The organism is Acidovorax sp. HMWF018 (assembly GCF_003061035.1).
GTDB classification, from domain to species: Bacteria; Pseudomonadota; Gammaproteobacteria; order Burkholderiales; family Burkholderiaceae_C; genus Acidovorax; species Acidovorax delafieldii.
Genome location: NZ_QAIM01000323.1, coordinates 1 through 1209 on the forward strand (window position 1 = coordinate 1; position 1209 = coordinate 1209).

Below are 1209 nucleotides of genomic sequence, written 5' to 3' on the forward strand. Positions count from 1 at the left end.
CGGTGGCTCGCTGGCTGTAGTACTCGGCCATCAGCGCGTTGGGCATGTGGCCAGCGTCGGCACGGGTGCGGGTCAGCGGTGCCAGCAGGATACGGTTGGGCAGGGTGAGAGAACCTACTTGAAGTGGATTGAATACCATGGTGTTGAAAGCACTGGTTGCTTGAAGAGAAAACGGAATTGAAGGTAACAGCTTCCCGATACTCGGACTTCGGCAGGGTTACCGAAGACTGTGTTAGCACTGCACCTGCTTTTGCAACCAACGCACGATGCATTGGATAAAGGTCCGCTTACGGGTTGTGAATCCAGAAAGCTAGAAGGCTGCTTTGGGTCGAGAGGACCCGTTCACACACGTTGGAAGCCGCCATTCCCGGAAGTCTCACAAGTCTCCTCCCGCCAAGTGACCGGTTCAAGTGGTAGACCGGTCTCTTGCGGTACTGACCGATGAAATCTCTGCTGTGGCACTTTGAACATGGCACGACGCCGAAGTCGAGCGGCAGCAACCAGCCTGATTCAGACTTCGACTTTACTCGGGTCAAACCGTAGCATGGCTGCCCCCTCCCTGCCTGCAGCGTAATGGCCCAATGAAGGGTGCTTGTACGTACCAGGCGAGTGCGGCCAATCTCGTGGTCAATTGAACGGATCCGTGGCAAGTCTGCCGGACTCAGTGATCACTATCGCCTGTCGATGGCAGTCCCAGCAGCATGCGGCCTAGCGTACTTCGGTTCTGCAAGGTAACTTTGTCTTGGATTTGATGTTTACCAGTGGAGGAGTCATTCCTACGCCGAGTAACTCCGACTGGCACTGGGCCGGGGTCCGGTCGGTCAAGTAAATGTTGCGGGCGTGGGCAAGTTACAGCGCACTCGGTGGTCAAGTGCTGCTGGTCTTTGCTTTCAGGTAGTCACTGATGAGTCCTCCTGAAGAAACTCCCGTATGACTCTTACGAAGGCGTTTGGCTGCTCAACCTGAGGAAGGTGTCCGGCGTCAGGAATGATCTGAAGCTCTGACTGCTCAATTCGTTGATGCAGTGAGATTGCAACGTCAGTGTCGGCGTTCGGCAGCCTGTCCTGCGCACCCCAAACGATGAGGGTACGCTGTTTGGGGACCGCAGGCCGACTACGGTTGTTCATCAGCAACGTGAGCATATGTTCAAGCTGGCGCTGGTCTACGTCCAACAGCGTTGACTTTACTCATGAAACGGCTCCTAACAGT

1 pseudogene is annotated in these 1209 nt (G+C 55.5%); it reads right to left on the reverse strand.

Annotated features, from left to right (window positions below):
* Positions 1 to 139 (reverse strand): annotated as a pseudogene (locus tag DBR23_RS12260) (alkene reductase); the annotation flags it as partial.
* Positions 140 to 1209 lie beyond the last annotated feature (1070 nt).